Here is a 14,641-nt window from a genome sequence, read left to right as displayed (position 1 = left end):
ACTTCTGAAGTTACATCAACAGCGCCTCAAACGTACTTTTCAAACGTACTTTTCAGATAGTATGCCCCACGACTTGCGTCATATTTTCGAGCATGTTCCATCTGACACCAAATACAAATGCCGAGTTGAATATGATGCTACGAATATTGACATAGACTTCATTCCTTACATCAACCCCAGAGTTAATTCGTTACAGGTCATCGTTGATGATGAAATAAACTATGATTTCAAATCTGCTGATCGTTCAGGATTAACTGATTTGTTCAATCGGCGAAAAGAGGCCGACGATATTATGATTATAAAAAATGGGCGAATCACGGACAGTTATTTTGCCAACCTGGCTTTTTATGATGGTATCGATTGGTGGACACCTAAATTCCCATTGTTGAATGGAGTAAAACGCCAGAACTTGCTGGATACTGGATCGATAAAAGAAAAGGACGTTTTTGTGGATGAATTGGGTGATTTTCAGACCATTTCGCTGATCAATGCAATGAATGATTTGGGAGATTTGACAGTGAGCACATCAGATGTAATGGTCTAGTTTATAGCCATAAACTATCTCAGTAAAAAATATGATAGGCGTCATAAAACTTGATTTATGAATTGCTGAGATTTATATCTTCAAGGAACAACAACAACCCACTCACTTAAACCTAAGACAACATGAATATCGTCAATAACATTCTAGTTCCCGTAGATTTTTCTGACAGTGCAACCGGTGCAATCAAATATGTGGTAGGAATGGCTGCATTTGATACTAAGTTAGAGTGCATCCTTTATCACGTGCTTGAAGAAGCTGAAAAAAGGAGCGAGGTAGAGCAAAATCTCATGTCAATCAAAGAGAGCCTATTTGACGGAAAGGGAATCAAATGCTGGGTAGTGGTTAGGAATGGTGATTTCCTGGAAAAATTAATCGAGGACCAGATTGAACTAAAAGTTGATTTGATTGTGATGGGGACTACTGGCCATGCTAATAATAGAGATGAAACCCACGCTGCCGAACTTCTTCAGGGTGCTGATTGCCCAGCCCTTATAATTCCCGAAGGGTTTGATCAGTTTAGATTGAAAAAAATAGCGCTTGCACTTGATGAAAATGAATTTGATAATTCATTCGATTTGCAAGTTTTTCATGATTTTGCAAAATGGTACAATGCCAAGGTACACCTAATCAAAGTAGATAAAACTGGACAGGGTGGCGGTGTTCATGAATTAAAGAATGAAGATACCGTGGAGTATTATATGGAAAGTCTGGACTATCTATATTCCTTCCCTAAAAATGAGGACATCGAAAAAGGTATTTTGGACTATGTGAGAGAAAATGATATCGATGCTCTGGCAATCATGCCTAGAACGCATGCTAAGAAAACAAGACCCTCTGAGGGGCGCTTGACAAAGGTCTTAGCTAAACACTCCACTGTCCCACTATTAGTGCTGGATTAATCGGCACCATCTCATCAGTTATTTGAAAAAAAAGAGGGAAGCTCAGGCTTCCCTCTTTTTTTTGTATTGTAATTGCCCTGATTGAAGTATAAAAAAGTAGCCCTATATGTACAGGACTACTTTGAGCCAGTTTCGATTGAATTAAGTCAAAACATCAACCTGAGGGCCACCTGCAAGTATTTCATCACTTGCATACTCGGAAAATTTCTCGAAATTTTTGTTGAACTCCTGAGCGAGTTTTTCCGCTTGCACATCAAAGGCTTCCTTGTCTTTCCAGGTATTTCTGGGGTCGAGTATATCATTTGGTACCCCTGGTACCTCGATGGGAATCTGGAATCCAAACACAGGTTGTTGGTAATATTCTGTTTCCTCTAAAGCTCCGGTGAGCGCAGCAGTAATCATCGCTCTGGTGAATTTGAGAGACATTCTCTCGCCATCTCCATAAGCACCACCAGACCATCCGGTATTTATTAACCAGATATTTACATTATGTTTTACCATTTTCTCACCTAACAACTCAGCATATTTAGTTGGGTGCAGAGGCATAAACGGTGCACCAAAACAAGCAGAAAATACGCTGACAGGTTCGGTAATACCAGCTTCGGTACCAGCTACCTTAGCCGTATATCCGGAAATAAAGTGATACATCGCCTGACCTACAGTCAGTTTAGAAATTGGAGGTAAGACGCCGTTGGCATCGCAGGTCAGAAAGAAGATGTTTTTGGGTATTCCGCCTACTGAAGGAAGTACTGCATTTTTCACATTTTTTAGTGGGTAAGAAACGCGGGTGTTTTCAGTGATGCTGCAATTTGAATAATCCACCGTATTAGTACCCGGATAGAAGCGTGTGTTTTCCAGAATAGCTCCAAACTTAATAGCATCCCATATTTCCGGTTCTTTTTCTTCGGTCAGATCAATGGTTTTTGCATAGCAACCACCTTCAAAGTTGAAAATTCCGTCATCAGTCCACCCATGTTCGTCATCCCCGATTAGTAATCGGTTGGGGTCGGCAGATAATGTGGTTTTTCCCGTACCTGATAGACCGAAGAATACAGCGGTATCGTTTTTTTCTTTACCAAGATTGGCACTACAGTGCATAGAAAGTACGTGCTCTTTCTCAGGTAACAAGAAATTCAAGACAGAGAATATTCCTTTTTTTGTTTCCCCAGTGTATCCGGTGCCGCCAACAATAATTATTTTTTTGGTGAAATTTACGATAGCAAAATTCTTCTGTCTCGTGCCATCTACTTTAGGGTCAGCATAAAACTCGGGTACGGCGAGGACTGTAAATTCCGGATGGAAATCTGACAAGTCTTCATTTTGAGGCTGGATAAACATATTGTAGCAAAACAAATTGTGAGAAGCCTGTGTGTCGATCACCCGGAGTTTCATTCTATAGTTTTCGTCCGCACCTGCATAGGCGTCTCTAACGTATAAAATCTTGTCGCTCAATGAGTGGATCATTTTGTTGTACAAGGCATCGAATTTGTCTTCGTCAAAAGAAATGTTGATGTCGCCCCACCACACAGTCTCCTTAGTGACGTCATCTTTTACTATATACCTGTCTTTTGGTGAACGACCTGTAAACTTTCCAGTGTCGACCATTAGCGCTCCGGTATCCGCCAGTACTCCTTCGCCATTTTTTAATGCTTCTGTGATTAGTTCAGCTGGAGAGAGGTTCCATAGCACACCTTTGACATGATCTAGGCCAAGCCCCACCATGTCTTCCATGAGAGATTTTAAATTAGTTGCTTTCATTTTTAAAGAAATTAGTTAATAAACTGATTCAATAATTGGGGATCAAAATCATTTGATTCTCTATCAGTTTTGGGTGCTGTTTTATGATTTAAAGGGAGTTATTTTATTTGTGATTATTGGTGATGAAGATCAGTATTAAACTTGCTTCTTGTCATGACTTATGCTTACCCGCTCATCTAATTTTATTCCTGAATTACTGCCACAAATACCAGTGTTGTGAATAATAAACTAGCCAAAATCATCACCAGTCTAACAGTTCCACTTATCATTCTGATTATACCGAAAGATTGGCTTCCAATAGAAAATGTATCGACCATCGAACATCGTGTCATTGCTCTTTTTTTTATGGCAGCATTGCTTTGGATTACGGAGGCCATTCCGATTTATGCCACCTCCATACTTATCATAGTATTGCAGTTAATTACTATTTCCAGTACTGGAATTAACATATTGATTGAAGGAGCGGGTGAAAACAATTTTGGTGAACTTTTACCCTATAAAGAAATCATGGGCACATTTTCTTCTCCCATCATCTTGTTGTTTTTAGGAGGGTTCTTTTTGGCCATGGCATCTACTAAATACAGGCTGGATCAGAATTTGGCCAGGGTACTTCTGAAACCCTTTGGGAATAGACCAGCTTACATTATGATGGGGTTAATGATGATCACAGCGGTGTTTTCCATGTTCATGAGTAATACAGCTACCACCGCTATGATGCTATCTATTGTTGCGCCGGTGTTGCTGTACTTTGAAGACCGAGATCCTGGTAAAATTGCACTTGCATTATGCATTCCTTTGGCCGCCAATATCGGCGGATTGGGCACCCCAATTGGTACGCCACCCAATGCGTTGGCATTGAAATATTTGACTGGCAAAGACAGTATTGGATTTGGACAATGGATGAGTTTTGGAGCTCCCTTTGTTATCACTCTTCTTACCATCGCATGGTTTTTACTGATGCGCTTATTTCCCTCCCGTACGACCGAAATCAAATTGGATATCAAAGGAGAGTTCTCAAAAACTCCAAAGGCAATGATCGTCTACATCACATTTGTACTAACGATTTTGTTATGGCTATTTGATTTTGTTCATGGTGTGAATTCATATACTGTGGCGATGATTCCAGTGGCTATCTTTTTGACTTTTAATATTATAACAAAAGAAGATCTCAAGAAAATAAACTGGGACGTCCTCTGGCTGGTTTCAGGAGGAATTGCACTGGGTTTGGCCCTGGGGAAAAGCGGATTGGCGGCGCACGTAGTTGCCAGCATTCCTTTTAATAGTTTTTCTCCATTTGTCATTATCGCATTGGCTGCACTATTGGCTATTGTGATGGCCAATTTCATGTCCAATACCGCTACAGCGAATTTGTTACTTCCCATTATTGCAACCATTGGTGCATCTGTAGAGAGTTTGGACCCGTTGGGAGGTTCTAAAATGTTGATTTTGGGTACGACACTAGCCGCATCATTGGGCATGGCTCTGCCTATAAGCACCCCCCCAAATGCACTTGCTCATGCTACCGGAGTAATTGAGACCAGAGATATGATGAAGGTAGGAATTGTCATTGGCCTTATTGGTTTGATCCTGGTCTTTGCCACACTGTTTACTTTAAAACTAATTGGCTTTTTATAATGATTTCAAACAAACAAAAAATAGCCCTGTCTGAGTTGACTGATTTGAATTGGTTGAAAAAGAATTTTTTCTCCAATGAAGACCAAAAACTAGAGTTACAAGCAGGTGATAAGGTCACGACTCAAGGAGAAATCAATGACAAAATGTTCTTTGTTGAAAGTGGAAGTACCTCTGGTTATTTCAAGCCTGCAGATGGAGAAGAGTTTAAGGTGTTCTCTACCGGATCCAATATGATCGTCGGGATCTACAGTTTTTTCTCGCACAACAATTGTAGTTACACGACCGTGAAGGCCAATGAAGATACCATAGTCTATTACGTTAGAAAAGATCAAATTCCATCCCGGGATACTTCAGAATATTGTCTTTTTTTAGAACACATCCTTCCAGTTGTCGTCAATGAAATTTACTTACGACAGATGCTCACCATCAACAGCATTTCAGAAAAGGAATCCGCTGTAAAGAAACTGTTTGAGCACGAAAAAATGGCAACATTGGGTCAATTGGCGGCAGGGCTGGCACACGAGCTAAATAATGCCGTGAGTGTTATTCAAAGCAAAACCGACTGGATCACCCAACACATGAAGGAGTACATGGGTGAAAAAGATTCAAAAGGGCTTTATCCATTTTTCCTAAAATCACTGGAAAAAGGACAAACCTTATCCAGTGCCGAAATTAGAAATAGGAAGGAAGAGATTCAGCAGCTTCTGGACTTACGCGAAAGTGCAGCCAGGAAATTGGCTAAAATGAATCTGACCGAAGAGGAAATAAACACGATCGGGCTTAAGGAAAACCAGGACCTCATTCAAAGATTGGGATATTATTGGGATGCCGGACTGGCACTTCATGATATTAATTTGGCCGCTACTCATACTTCGCACGTTGTACAATCAATCAAAGAGCTGGGAGCCGCAAATCGTAATGACACCCGGAACTTTAACCTACTAACGTCTATTAAAAAAACCCTCTCATTGCTTTCTAACGTGCTACGGAATACCGAACTCACTATTGATGTGGAGGAAGATATTTTGTTAAGCGGCAGGGAAGGTGACTTTATGCAGGTCTGGGTAAATCTGATTAAAAATGCCGCGGAGAGCCTTAGTTCTGCTCAGCTAAGCAAACCAGAAATAGTAGTTTCAGCCAAGACTCAAGGTGATTGGATTAATGTATCCATTGCTGATAATGGAATCGGTATTGATGAGGAATCCATGTCAAAAATATTTCAACCGAACTATACGACCAAGGTCAGCGGGCTGTCCTTTGGATTAGGACTTGGGCTATCGATCGTACAGAAGATTGTAACGATATACGGAGGAAAGATCCGACTAGAGTGCAATAGCGGATGGACCAATTTTATTGTTGAACTGCCAAATAAATAAAAATGGAAAGGTTATACATAGTATGTGTAGAGGACCAAAAGGAGGTGCTAAACACCATCGCCCAACAATTGTCCTATTTTGAGGATTTTTTATCTGTCGAAGAATGTGAAACGGCAGATGAGGCGTTTGGATTATTAGAACAGATAGAGAGAAAAGGAGACCAAACGGCTGTCGTGGTATCTGACCATGTCATGCCTGGTATGACAGGAGTCGAATTTTTTGCGAAGCTAAAAGAAGATGCTCGGTTCAGCGCAGTTAGGAAAATTTTACTCACCGGTCAGGCTACTCATACCGACACAATTGATGCGATTAATCGCGCAGGAATTGATAATTACATTGAGAAACCCTGGAAGGCAGAAGTTCTCTTGGATAAAGTGGCTGTTTTGCTAACAAAATACATCATTCGGGCGGGTTTAGATTATCAGCCCTATGTTAAGGTGTTAGACAAACAAACACTGTTCGATTTGTTGAAAACGGGATGAAAAAGTGCCTTCAAATATTACTAACGTTGGTTTTTTGTAATATGTCCTATGTGGTTGTTGCGGCATTTGAGAATGATTCTACAAAAGAACAATCAGCATTGCACGATGTCCATCACCTGGCAACTATGAAGCTATCGGTAACGGGACAAATATGGCTTCGTTACACAGAACTAAATCCAGGATCGCTGGTGGACGGATCGTATCAAACCAGTTCCACAGATTTATCCATTAGAAGATTCAGAATGGCATTTTCAGGTGATGTAACGGAAAGGGTGTATGCGAAAATTCAGGTAGGACTAAACAACTTTAATGATCTCTCAAAATCCTCCGAGATAAGGTTATTGGATCTATTGGCAGTTTACAAACTGTGCGATCAACTATACCTGGGGCTGGGGAAGAACGGATATACCGGCCCCTCCAGATATGCAAGTGTGGCCTCAGGGGCTATGCTGGGGGCTGACATCCCAATATTTGCGTTGAGTACAATCAACATTTCTGATGACTATTTACGTAAACTTAGCATTTTCGTCAAAGGCGATATAGGCTCATTTGCCTATCGGTTGGTGTTGGCCAAACCCAATAGAATCGAAAGGTCAGTTGATACCCAAGAGGAGACTAACTTCGCCAGGGGAAATACTGAATGGCAACCCTCGGGTTATTTCAAATATCAATTTCTTGATAAGGAGGGTCTTACCAGTGCTTATATGCCTGGTACCTATCATGGTACAAAGCGTATATTGAATTTGGGCATAGGGTTTCTTACCCAGGATAAGGCCATGTCGAGAATGTTTCTTGCAGATACGCACTACTATCGCATGAACCAGTGGGCTGTTGATCTATTTGCAGATTTTCCCTTAAATCATCGTAATAGTCAATCCGTCACATTTTATGGAGCCTATTTTAATACTGATTTTGGCCCTGACTACGTTCGAATGATAGGCGCAAATAACCCTTCTATTGAGAGCGACGGAAGTGTATACAATGGAGCCGGAAATATGTACCCATCCATAGGAACCGGCAAGGTATATTACTGTCAGATAGGTTACCGATTTGCTCTGCCGGAGAGATTTGAACATGTTAGAGCATTGCAGCCTTATTTTCATATTCAATATGCAGACTATGAGCGGTTGAACGAACCAATGAAACTGTATGATATAGGCATTAACTTGTTATTTAATGGTCATCGATCTAAACTGACTTTTGGCTGGCAAGGTAGACCCGTTTATGAAGGAATAGATCATATAAACGTTACCAACAGGAAAAACATGTATGTGATGCAATATCAATTCAAGCTTTAATTTTCTGTAGAGGTTTCAGCCATTTGGTCACCTTTATTTTTGAATGTACCCAACTTAATTGGCCAAGCTCAAGAAGTGACTTAAATCATTTTTTTAGGAGCATAATCGTCATTTGGTTAGCAATAAAGAATGCTTTACTTGTAGGTGTTACGGAAGTAAAACACAAACCAAATGAGTCATGGAAGCCACAATTGAAAATCTCATACGGCCAACTCAGAGGATGAGTAAGGCAAATCAAAAAAAGAGCAAGACTGCGAAAAACACAGAAGCATTGCCAACGCGGGAAAATGCAGTTATTCACTTAAATGTCCATGATTACGAGGATCTGATCGCGTGGAAAAGAGCGAAAGCAGATGCACAAAAAAACAATAGCACCATGTTCTTTTTTATTGGACTGGCATTGGCGTTGGGTATGGTAATTACAGCCTTTGAATGGAATTTTGAAAAGGGTGCCCTGGTCAAAGACTTGTTAGTTGATAACACTGAATGGGAAGAAGTACAAGATATACCATTGACTAGTCAGCCACCGCCACCGCCACCCATGCAGGTGATTCAACAACCCGTCATAGTAGAGGTGCCAGATGAGGAAATCCTGGAAGAGGTAGAAGTAAATATGGATGTGGAAACAACAGAAGATATGGCGGTAGAGGAAGTGGAATTCGCGATGGAGTTGCCGGAAGAAAAAGCGGAAGAGATTTTTCTTCTGGTAGAAGATAAACCGGAACCGAAAGGAGGAATCAAGGCATTTTATAAGTACGTCGCAGATAACATTAGATATCCAAGAGAAGCCACTGAGAATCGAGTAGAGGGAAGGGTATATGTCCAATTTGTGGTAAACAGCCAAGGTAAGATAAGCGATGTAGAAGCTGTAAAGGGCATTGGGGCGGGATGTGACGAAGAGGCCGCAAGAATTGTCAATGAGGCACCTGATTGGAATCCTGGCAAGCAGCGAGGAAAACCGGTGAGTGTCAGGATGGTCCTCCCAATCACCTTTAAGCTATTCCTTCGATAGAAGGCGTGCCAGTGGTCTTTGTTTAATCGGCATTTTCCATAAATACTGAGTTTTTTTAAATGATTCAACCTTCATTCAGTTTTAACCTCAACAAGTAGTTAAAAGTAAATGCTTCAGTTTCGAGTCTAGGAATTGTTCAAGATGTAAATTAATGTCACTGGTTGAGGTCAGCCAGTGACATTAATAATTCTATTTTGGACTGAAGTATAAAGTCTCATTTTCGTCATCAGTAGGATCCAGTTCAATAAAGGTAAGCTCGATATTGCTACCATCCTGAACGACTGAGAAACTTACCACTTCTTGTTCATTATCCTCGTTATTGTTGAGAACCATATCCATTCTCGAGGTGGCATCATCATAGGTCCAAATGCCATCCATATCGATAACATCGGTTTCTTCTTTGTATACCAGATTATCGCAACTTGAGGCATTCCAATCAAGTTCCTTTTCATAGTCCTCTCCATCAATTGTTGCGCCTCCCTTGTTGGTAAAGGTGGCAGTGATAAAATCTAATCTGTAGACGTTGGTATATGGAATGGTTTCATTGCTATTTGGGCATTGAAATGTTCCTGGTTCTTCGTCACTTTCTCCTACTGCAGTAGTCACGTTGTTGTGAGAACTTTTGACTGCAGTAAGCTCCCATGTTCCGACAAGAAAGGCACTGTTTTCTCCTCCCAATTCAAGTATTTCTATACATACGGTAACTGGCGAGCTCACACGGTTTTCTGCATCGTAGACGCAAATTAAACCGCAGAAAGTGCCTGGCTCAAAGGCTTCAACCAAATCGATGGCTATCGTTACAGCATCCTCTTCTAGCAGTCGCCCTCCTGATGAAATAGGTATATCAAGATAGCTGGAGGCACCATCTATTTGGAAATAAACGCCTTCCACACTTTCTCCGCTGTAGTTGAGCGTAATGCTTGTCTCTCCATCCTGAGCTGCTTTTACACTGACATCTTCATTAGCTATCTCAGGAGTGCCGGCGGTAGTGGTAGGTGTCGGAGCACTTCCCTCAACAGCAGTAGCTCCAGCTATATCAAGAGCCTCGGTTACCTGATCTGCATTACCTATTTCTACGGTAGCCTCTATAGGGTCTACACCGTTACCTTCTGGGTTCGAGTTCGAATCAGAGTCATCATCGTCGCATCTGACGAAAACTAGTGCACAGCCAAGCAAGAGCACTAGTGCTAATGGGTTTGTTTTATCTATTAGTCTCATGATATAATGATTTAGTATTAATTTAACCATTTTCGCAGCCAATATCAATTTACCTTGTGACTATGAATAGAAAAATCAAACTGATCTGGGATATGCATGGAGTACATGCTAGAGGTACTGCGGCGCATCATGCTATCCATCTAAAGGAATATGCAGAAAGGGAGCAGATAGATACCGAAGACATTGGTACAGAGGACTTTTCAGATATGCATAGCATCGCTTATATGGTAGTTGAAGAAAAGGATATGATTACAGTCCGGGATGCGCTTAGACCGCAAAGAGCCGAAGAGGCCGACTAAGGCATACTGTAGATTACCCCATCTATCTGAATGATTCACCTGCCTGTTGAAAGAGTCGATGGTCTTTCTTTTCTCTATCAAGTTTATATTATCTTACTCTCACAACTTTACAAATTAAGAATTGGTAATTTCAAGGGCATCAAGGCAATTAACTCTAATCTTTGTTCTAACCATCTCCTGGTTTTGTACTCAGGCTCAGCTGTCAATCGGCACTGAGGGTTTGCCCCCACTTAAAGTTTATAATTCGGCGGATTTCCCTTTAGTTACTCAATCATGGGATGCTATTCAGGATGATCGAGGTATCATGTACTTTGCGGCTTCAACAGGTATTCTTGAGTTTGACGGCGAAAACTGGAAATCTATCGATCCTCTTTATACCAATGCACTGGAAATGGATAGGGCAGGTGTTATTTATGCAGGTGGATATGGCGATTTTGGTTATTTAGGTTTTGGAGAGCATGGACGAGTTGAATTTTTCTCTTTTAAGCATCTCCTGCCCGATGACCATGATGTTGAGGTTGTCAGAGATATCCACACAGTGGATCAGGCAGTATATTTTGTTAGTCAGTATGCTATTTATACATATGACATCGCAAGGAAAAGCATCAAAATTATCAAGTCAGAAAACATATTGTATCCTAGTGCAGTTTACGAGAATAAGCTAATTGTTAAGGTTGATAAAGTTGGGATTTGCACGCTGTCCGAAGATAGCTTAGAGCTCCCAGCATCCGGAGGTTATTGGAGTAATAAGCAGGTTGCGAATATTTTACCTTTTGGCGATTCTGGAATGATCACGCTTTCGTCTGAAAATGGGGCTCACTACTATTCACCCGATACAGCAAAAGGACTTCCTAATTTTGATCATCCTTTCTATTTGGAAAAAAACCTTTTTGGAGCAAAAAAATTGAATAACGATTTTTATGGCCTATGTTTTTTGACCGGATCATTTGTAATTACTGATAATAATTTCAAAGCTGTAATGCGTCTTGGTGAAGAAGCGGGAATTGACCCTCAGGTTCACAATGTATTTGAGAATAAAGACGGAAATTTATGGTTAATGACCAATTCAGGTTTGGTCTTTGTCAATCTTACTTCTCAGATATATCATGTTGATAAAAGACTAGGTTTTCCCGGTTCCGCATTTGATGCTGAAGAGAAGAATGGAAACCTCTATGTCACGGGCGAGTCTGGGGTATACTTTAAACCCTGGCAGAAGTCAAACACCATTGATATCTTAGATAATAAATTCTCAAGGTTTGCAAAAGTACCTAACTCAGGGCATAGAGGATTGGGACTAGAGATTGCCGAGGATGTAATCTTCGTATTTAACGGCGATTCCAAAGGTATGATCAAGAATGACCAAGGTAAAAGCCTGGTCAAACACAATAATACCAACACAGGAGAAGGGGCATATGATCCAAACGAAGAGATTTTGATAACAACCTCTGATCGATGGAATGAATTAATGGTTTTCAAATCTGTAGATGGCGAATGGAAGCACATTAATAGTATTGAAGACCAAAGGCTACCCAAACTGATGTTTGTTCATCTGAAGTTTGATAAAGTTTCAAACCAATTTTTGGGCATCCCCAGATCCTCTGATCAATTGTATGCTTTTCGAATAAGTAAAGATTATACTCAAATAGTTGATTTAATTATTCCTAAAGAGGTGCCATCCGGAGGCTTTGCACTTATCGAACTAGAGAAAACCTTTTTTTTAGGGGCATCAAATGGTATTTACCAATTGGATCCGAAGGCTAAGACTTTAAAATTGGATACTAGGTTCGGCGATTTCTTCAGTGATAAGGGCGTATTTTTCCTTGCAAAGGAAAGTGAATCAAGGTATTGGTATTACGATCAGCTGGGAGAATTTGGGAGCGCGACCATAAGTAATAATAAGAAGGTTCTGGGTGAGACTCAGATGTTTGCCGGCCCCGAGAAAAATAATGTAACAACTTTATTTACTATCACTAGTAGTAGAAATCTTTTGATAGGTATGTCTAAAGGTTTTTGGGTGGTCTATCCAGATAAAACAGAAGACCGTTCATTCTTATTTAAACCTCGAATTAGCCAGATTAATCTAACAAATGCAGGTGATTCTGTTTTGTTTTCTGGTGTGTTCTATGATGAAGACAGCATAGCGGGCTGGCGCCAAACAACGAGACCTGAAATCAACAATCAAAATAATGCTATGCGCTTTACTTTTTCCATTCCTTTTTTCAAAGGGGTAAAGGATAACGAATATCGCACAAGGTTGGTAGGTTTTGACGAAAACTGGTCAGAATGGAGTTTTAAAAACGAAAAGGATTATACAAACCTTCCTTCCGGGTCTTTTAATTTTAAGGTCCAGGCACGCAATGTCTTTGGTGAAGAGAGTGATGTAGCAGAATACAATTTCGAAATCCTGCCGCCATGGTATGGGACCGTACTTGCCTATGTTGTTTATGTGATTTTGTTCGGAGGATTTGTTTGGATTGTTGTCAAGCTCAATTCGGTTCGTTTGAGAAAGGAAAACGAGAAGTTGGAGCATATCATTCTTGAAAGAACTGAGGAAATTAGGTCTCAGGCAGAAAAACTTCAAAAATTGGATAACGCAAAATCAAGATTTTTCGCCAATATCTCTCATGAACTAAGGACGCCACTAACGTTAATTCAAGGACCGATTGAGTCCATTTTGAATGGAAACCTAGGTAAAGTCAATGAAGCAGTGAAGTCAAACCTTGACTTATCAAAGGCTAGTACTAAAAAGTTGCTTAATCTGGTTGAAGAAATTCTTGACCTGTCCAAATTGGAGGCAGGGAAAATGAAATTGAACTTTCAGACCATAGGGCTGCATGATTTGCTCAGTAGAATATTTTATACCTATCAATCCTCGGGTGCAGCAAAACGAATTTCATTTCAATTTAATTATCACTTAGACAAGGACTTATCAGTAAAGGTCGATATTGGAAAATTGGAAAAAATATTGGATAATCTATTGTCAAATGCGTTGAAATTCACTGAGGTGGGTGGTAGCATTTCACTGGATGTTTCTAAGTATTCCGAACAATTAATTATCAAAGTCGAGGACAATGGTATTGGAATGAAAGGGGCCGATTTGGGCCAGGTTTTTGAAAGATTTTATCAAGCAGGTGATGAAAAAAAATATACCGGAGGAACAGGAATTGGGCTTTCTCTGTCAAAGGAACTGGCTTTGTTGATGGAGGGGGAACTAAACGTTGCAAGTAAACCAAATGTTGGAACTGTATTTACACTGAGTATTCCATTAGTCATTAGTCATGATGAAAAGGTAGTTGTAGATCCTTTGGTTGAAGAAGAAAGTGTGATTATAGAAAGTAAAGGCAATTTTGAAGACCCGCTAAACTACAAAGACACTCGAATTCTAGTGGTAGAGGATAATGAAATGATGCGAAAGTACATCAAGGGACAGATACAAGAAAGCTACCTGATTGATGAGGCAGAAGATGGAATAGAAGCCCTTGAAAAGATCAATACTGAAGCTTATGATCTGATCATATCCGATCTGATGATGCCAAGATTAGATGGTTTCGATTTAGTTCATAAGTTGAAGGAAGATGAAAGAACCAAAGAGATTTCAGTAATCATGCTCACTGCTAGATCAGGAGAAGAGGATATTGTGGAGGGTTTGACTATTGGTGTGGATGATTACATGACCAAACCTTTTAATCAGGAGGAACTCAAAGCACGGATAAAAAACATTCTGGAAAACAGAAATTCACGTCAGGAGGTAAGTGCGGAGGAAGTTCCTAAGTCTGTCGATGATGAACTGGTTCAGAAACTCAAATCTATCATTAAGAACCAACTAAACAATAGTGATTTCAATGTAACGATGCTTGCAGACCAAATGGCCATTAGTGAAAGGCAATTGACCCGGAATATCAAAAAAGTGACAGGACTCACTGCGGGAAATTTCTTAAAGGAAGTACGACTGAACGAGGCCAGAACAATGCTAGAAAACAAAGCCTATCGTACCATTTCTGAAATATGCTATGCTGTTGGGTTTGAAAAACCAGGTTACTTCTCTGAGATTTTCACCAAACGATTTGGAAAACGTCCGGCAGATTATTTGGCATGAGATCGATATTCCAATTACCCGAGT

11 protein-coding genes are annotated in these 14,641 nt (G+C 40.4%); 9 read left to right on the top strand and 2 right to left on the bottom strand.

Annotation, left to right across the window (positions count from 1 at the left end; all coding sequences use genetic code 11):
• The first annotated feature begins 61 nt into the window (after window positions 1-61).
• Window positions 62-544, top strand: coding sequence for an aminotransferase class IV (locus ABJD64_RS12205; RefSeq protein WP_348179135.1), 483 nt, complete (start codon window positions 62-64; stop codon window positions 542-544).
• A gap of 122 nt (window positions 545-666) precedes the next feature.
• Entirely contained in the window at window positions 667-1,443 is a 777-nt protein-coding gene (locus ABJD64_RS12200; RefSeq protein WP_348179133.1) for a universal stress protein, read from the top strand.
• Between the two features lie 141 nt (window positions 1,444-1,584).
• On the opposite strand, the gene pckA is transcribed toward ABJD64_RS12200, so the two are convergent.
• Window positions 1,585-3,201 (bottom strand): phosphoenolpyruvate carboxykinase (ATP), encoded by a 1,617-nt coding sequence (gene pckA / locus ABJD64_RS12195; RefSeq protein ID WP_348179132.1) that lies wholly within the window; start codon window positions 3,199-3,201, stop codon window positions 1,585-1,587.
• Window positions 3,202-3,417: 216 nt separating this feature from the next.
• Between pckA and ABJD64_RS12190 the strand changes: the two genes are divergently transcribed.
• From ABJD64_RS12190 to ABJD64_RS12170, 5 genes are all read left to right on the top strand, one after another.
• Window positions 3,418-4,836: an SLC13 family permease gene (locus tag ABJD64_RS12190; RefSeq protein WP_348179130.1), complete on the top strand. Its 1,419-nt coding sequence runs from the start codon at window positions 3,418-3,420 to the stop codon at window positions 4,834-4,836.
• Complete coding sequence (locus tag ABJD64_RS12185; protein WP_348179128.1) at window positions 4,836-6,212, top strand: ATP-binding protein; 1,377 nt, start codon at window positions 4,836-4,838, stop codon at window positions 6,210-6,212. Before ABJD64_RS12190 ends, ABJD64_RS12185 begins: the two co-directional genes overlap by 1 nt.
• Window positions 6,213-6,214: 2 nt before the next feature.
• Window positions 6,215-6,694 carry a response regulator gene (locus ABJD64_RS12180; RefSeq protein WP_348179126.1) on the top strand — a complete coding sequence of 160 codons (480 nt, stop codon included), beginning with the start codon at window positions 6,215-6,217 and terminating at the stop codon, window positions 6,692-6,694.
• Window positions 6,691-7,992 (top strand): porin, encoded by a 1,302-nt coding sequence (locus tag ABJD64_RS12175; protein ID WP_348179124.1) that lies wholly within the window; start codon window positions 6,691-6,693, stop codon window positions 7,990-7,992. The genes ABJD64_RS12180 and ABJD64_RS12175 overlap by 4 nt, the downstream gene beginning before the upstream one ends.
• A 178-nt stretch (window positions 7,993-8,170) precedes the next feature.
• Entirely contained in the window at window positions 8,171-9,004 is an 834-nt protein-coding gene (locus ABJD64_RS12170) for a TonB family protein (protein WP_348179122.1), read from the top strand.
• A gap of 189 nt (window positions 9,005-9,193) precedes the next feature.
• Here the strand turns inward: ABJD64_RS12170 and ABJD64_RS12165 are convergent, their stop codons facing one another.
• The gene (locus ABJD64_RS12165) at window positions 9,194-10,222 is read right to left on the bottom strand and encodes a hypothetical protein (RefSeq protein ID WP_348179120.1); all 1,029 of its coding nucleotides are present in this window, start codon (window positions 10,220-10,222) and stop codon (window positions 9,194-9,196) included.
• Window positions 10,223-10,284: 62 nt separating this feature from the next.
• Between ABJD64_RS12165 and ABJD64_RS12160 the strand changes: the two genes are divergently transcribed.
• Complete coding sequence (locus ABJD64_RS12160; protein WP_348179118.1) at window positions 10,285-10,521, top strand: hypothetical protein; 237 nt, start codon at window positions 10,285-10,287, stop codon at window positions 10,519-10,521.
• A 220-nt stretch (window positions 10,522-10,741) separates the two neighbouring features.
• Window positions 10,742-14,617: an ATP-binding protein gene (locus tag ABJD64_RS12155; RefSeq protein WP_348179116.1), complete on the top strand. Its 3,876-nt coding sequence runs from the start codon at window positions 10,742-10,744 to the stop codon at window positions 14,615-14,617.
• Window positions 14,618-14,641: the final 24 nt, after the last annotated feature.

Source organism: Reichenbachiella sp. (genome assembly GCF_039944555.1).
Lineage (GTDB): Bacteria > Bacteroidota > Bacteroidia > Cytophagales > Cyclobacteriaceae > Reichenbachiella.
Note: the sequence above shows the minus strand (reverse complement) of the source record. Positions and strands in the feature narration are given on the sequence as shown.

Coding starts and splice junctions, on each gene's coding strand:
- ABJD64_RS12205 (WP_348179135.1), top strand. CDS start 62: ATGCCCCACGACTTGCGTCATATTTTCGAGCATGTTCCATCTGACACC.
- ABJD64_RS12200 (WP_348179133.1), top strand. CDS start 667: ATGAATATCGTCAATAACATTCTAGTTCCCGTAGATTTTTCTGACAGT.
- pckA (WP_348179132.1), bottom strand. CDS start 3,201: ATGAAAGCAACTAATTTAAAATCTCTCATGGAAGACATGGTGGGGCTT.
- ABJD64_RS12185 (WP_348179128.1), top strand. CDS start 4,836: ATGATTTCAAACAAACAAAAAATAGCCCTGTCTGAGTTGACTGATTTG.
- ABJD64_RS12180 (WP_348179126.1), top strand. CDS start 6,215: ATGGAAAGGTTATACATAGTATGTGTAGAGGACCAAAAGGAGGTGCTA.
- ABJD64_RS12175 (WP_348179124.1), top strand. CDS start 6,691: ATGAAAAAGTGCCTTCAAATATTACTAACGTTGGTTTTTTGTAATATG.
- ABJD64_RS12170 (WP_348179122.1), top strand. CDS start 8,171: ATGGAAGCCACAATTGAAAATCTCATACGGCCAACTCAGAGGATGAGT.
- ABJD64_RS12165 (WP_348179120.1), bottom strand. CDS start 10,222: ATGAGACTAATAGATAAAACAAACCCATTAGCACTAGTGCTCTTGCTT.
- ABJD64_RS12160 (WP_348179118.1), top strand. CDS start 10,285: ATGAATAGAAAAATCAAACTGATCTGGGATATGCATGGAGTACATGCT.